We start from the raw sequence: 3,078 nt of genomic DNA on the forward strand, positions 1-3,078 counted from the left end.
CCGACGCCACACGCGCCGGGACACGCGCCGCGCCGCGCGGGGAAACGCGCGAGACGCCCCGGGGAGCGCCCGGGTGTCAGCCGGTGGTGGGAGTGGCGTCGCCGCCGGGGTGCGTGAGTGCGGCGATCCCCCGGTTCAGCAGGGCGAAGGCGTGGTCCGCGTCCGCGACGGCTTCGGGACGCACCTCCGCGGCCGATCTGCCGTCAACGATGCGCTGCCAGTTCACCGAGGCCAGGATGCGCTGGGTGGCGACCAGTTGTCCCGCCAGCAGCCGGGGGGTGACCTCCCGGGACTCCTCGCCGAGGGTGTCGGTGAGGGCGCGGGCGAGTTCTTCCTCGGCGCGGGCGAGGTACTGGGCGGAGCGGGCCACGAGGCCGGGGGTGGAGTAGACGAGGCGGTGGAAGGCGAGGACGCCCTCGTGGTCACTGAGCCCCGTGATGGGGTCGCCGGCTTCCAGTCCGTCCAGGAAGTGCCGGTGGAGGGCGTCGACCGGGCTCACCCCGGCCGGACGGTTCCGCACCACCTCGGCGCTCTCGTCCTGGTGGTCGGCGAAGCGCTGGACGACCAGGTCCTCCTTGGTGGGGAAGTACCTGAAGAGCGTCGGCTTGGAGACCTCGGCGGCGGCGGCCACGTCGGCGACGGATACCTGGTCGAATCCGTGTTCCAGGAAGAGTGCGATCGCGACCTCGGAAATGGTCTCCCGCGTCCGCAGCTTCTTCCGCTCTCGCAACCCCATCGACCGGTCCACCCGGCAAGTCTACGGGCGCCCCTCGCGGAGGGAATCGGACGCCCCGGCCGGCCCGGACGAGGGAGCGCCTCGGTGCGTGCCCCCGTACATGCCCCGGTGCGGCGGTCCGGAAGGGCCGGCGGCGCGGCCCGGGGGTGTCCCCACCACGACCACCTGGTCCCCCGCGCTCCACACGCGCCGCTCCGCCTTGGGCGGGTTGAGCCGGACGCCGTGGTCCGTACCGGGGGCCGACCGGTCGTGGCAGCGGTAGCCGATCGCACAGTCACCGCGGTCGCGGGCGGCGGCCACGACGGTGGCGAAGGCGGCTTCGCCGCCGGGCCGGACGTACGTGCCGGCGGGGCGCAGGAGGACGTTCGCGCCGTCGCCGGAGAACAGTTCGTCGAACACCGGCGCCAGGTGCCGGTTCTGGGTGATCTGCGCCATCAGCAGTCCGGTCAGCTTCCCGCTGACGATGATGTCGGAGCCGTGGTTGACGGGGGCCAGCGGCCGGTTGCTGTCGTCGGTGAGTTCGGTGACGACGCGCAGCTCACGTCCGGCGCGTTCCTCCTGCAGCCGCAGCGCCAGCAGGGTGACCAGCGTCCAGTCGTCGGGGCGGTCCGGGCTCTCGCCCGGATCGGGTCCGAGGACGACCAGCCCGTCGTACGGGGTGAGGTCGAGCCCGAGCAGGGCGTCGGGCCGCGACAGCGCGGCCGACCGGAATCTGACGGACGCGGCCCCGGGTGTCCCGTTCGCCGACCCGTACGGGGCCGGAGTGCCGCCCTCCGGCTCCCTCGGCCCGGGGACGGTGCTGTCGGTGATCACGTCGAGGACGGATCCGGGGCGGGCCGTGTCCAGCAACTGGCCGACGACGAGCGGGGCGCGGCGGTTCCAGCCGAGCACCAGCAGACGCGTCGGGTCGTCGGGAGGGGAGCCGTCCGTGGCGATCGCGGAGGGGTCGACCAGATGCCGGCAGTCCTCCACCCGGGTGCTGTCGTCGTCCAGGGCCAGCACGATCAGCCGGCCGCCCGGCTCGATGGGGGTGCCGGCCGGCGGGTTGAGCAGCGTACGGCCCTCGGGCGTGAGCAGCCCGACCACGCAGGAGTCCGGGTGCCCCAGCAGGGCCGTGCCGAAGGTCTCCCCGTGGAAGGCGGTGGCGTCGGCGAGGTGGAACTCGTCGCCCGCGAAGTCGAGGAGGTCACGGAGCACGAGGGAGAGTCCTGGCCTGCCGACGCACTGTGCGATCAGCCGGGCGGTGACGGTGTCGGTCTCCAGCACCGTGCCGCGCGGCCCGGCGGCGAGGCGGGCGGGGGCGCGGTACCGGTCGTCCCGCACCGCGGCGAGCACCGGCGGCCCGTCCGCGTCCTCGCCGAGCACCGCGCGCAGGGACAGCAGGACCCGCAGCACCTCGGCGTCCGCGGACGGCTCCCCCGAGGGCAGTACCAGCACGGTGCTGGCGGTCCGCGGACTGACGAGGGCGAGCACCGCGGGGTCGCTGGCGGGGCCGCTGCGGCAGATGATCCGCGCCCGGGCGGCGGGCGGGAGGTGGGCGGCGAGCGCGCGTTCCATCTCGGCCTTGTCCCGGTCGGCGAGCAGGACGACGGCCCTCGGCCGGTTCGGTGCCTGGGCCGCCACCAGTTCGCTCACCACGGTGGTCGCCTGGTCGGACCAGCCGAGCACCACGACGTGGCCGTTCTCCAGGACTCTCGACCGCCCCCGGCTCAGCTCCGCCATGCGGTCGGCGAGACCGGTGGTGACGACCCCGACCAGGGTCGACACGCCGAGCAGGGCGACCAGTCCGAGCAGGGCGGACAGGGCAAGCCGGAGCGGGGCCCCCGTGGCGGTGCCCAGCCGGAGCGTCTCCGCGCTGGTCCGCCACACCGCGATCAGCCGGTCCTGCAGCGACCGGGGCGCGCCCGGGTCCGTCCACACCAGCACCGCGCTGACCGGGACCACGACGGCCAGGGTGGTGATGACCAGCCAGCCCACCAGGGTGCCGGTGGAGCGTGCCAGCGTCCGGTCGAACCGGTAGCGCGCCCGGTCCCGCAGCGGTGCCGGCGGCCTCCCTTTGACTGGTTCCACGGTCACTCCCCTCACGCCGCTCCCGCGCTTCCCGCGCCCCGCGCGGAGGTGACGGCCCCACCCGCCTCTTCCGCACCATGACGCCTGCGATGTCGGGACACGCCGCATTCGGGGGCAAGTTCACCCTTTCGGGCGGACAGCGGCGTGGGGGGCGCCCCACAGAACGCGGAGGGCGGGTGGACGGGTCGAAGACCAGGACGTTCGGGCCGAGACCGGAGGAGGCGTGGCCGGTTCGGTGTTCGTCGCCGGCATGGCCGGCGCCGTGCCTGTCG

General features: G+C 74.7%; 2 protein-coding genes. Both read right to left on the reverse strand.

Going from position 1 to position 3,078, the window contains the following annotated elements; translation table 11 throughout:
- Positions 1 to 76: 76 nt before the first annotated feature.
- Positions 77 to 748, reverse strand: a complete 672-nt coding sequence (locus tag ACWD3D_RS35290) for a TetR/AcrR family transcriptional regulator (RefSeq protein ID WP_451464766.1) — start codon at positions 746 to 748, stop codon at positions 77 to 79.
- 9 nt (positions 749 to 757) lie between these two features.
- Positions 758 to 2,806, reverse strand: coding sequence for a CASTOR/POLLUX-related putative ion channel (locus tag ACWD3D_RS35295; RefSeq protein WP_451464767.1), 2,049 nt, complete (start codon positions 2,804 to 2,806; stop codon positions 758 to 760).
- Positions 2,807 to 3,078 lie beyond the last annotated feature (272 nt).

It is taken from the genome of Streptomyces sp. NPDC002690, from assembly GCF_053592415.1.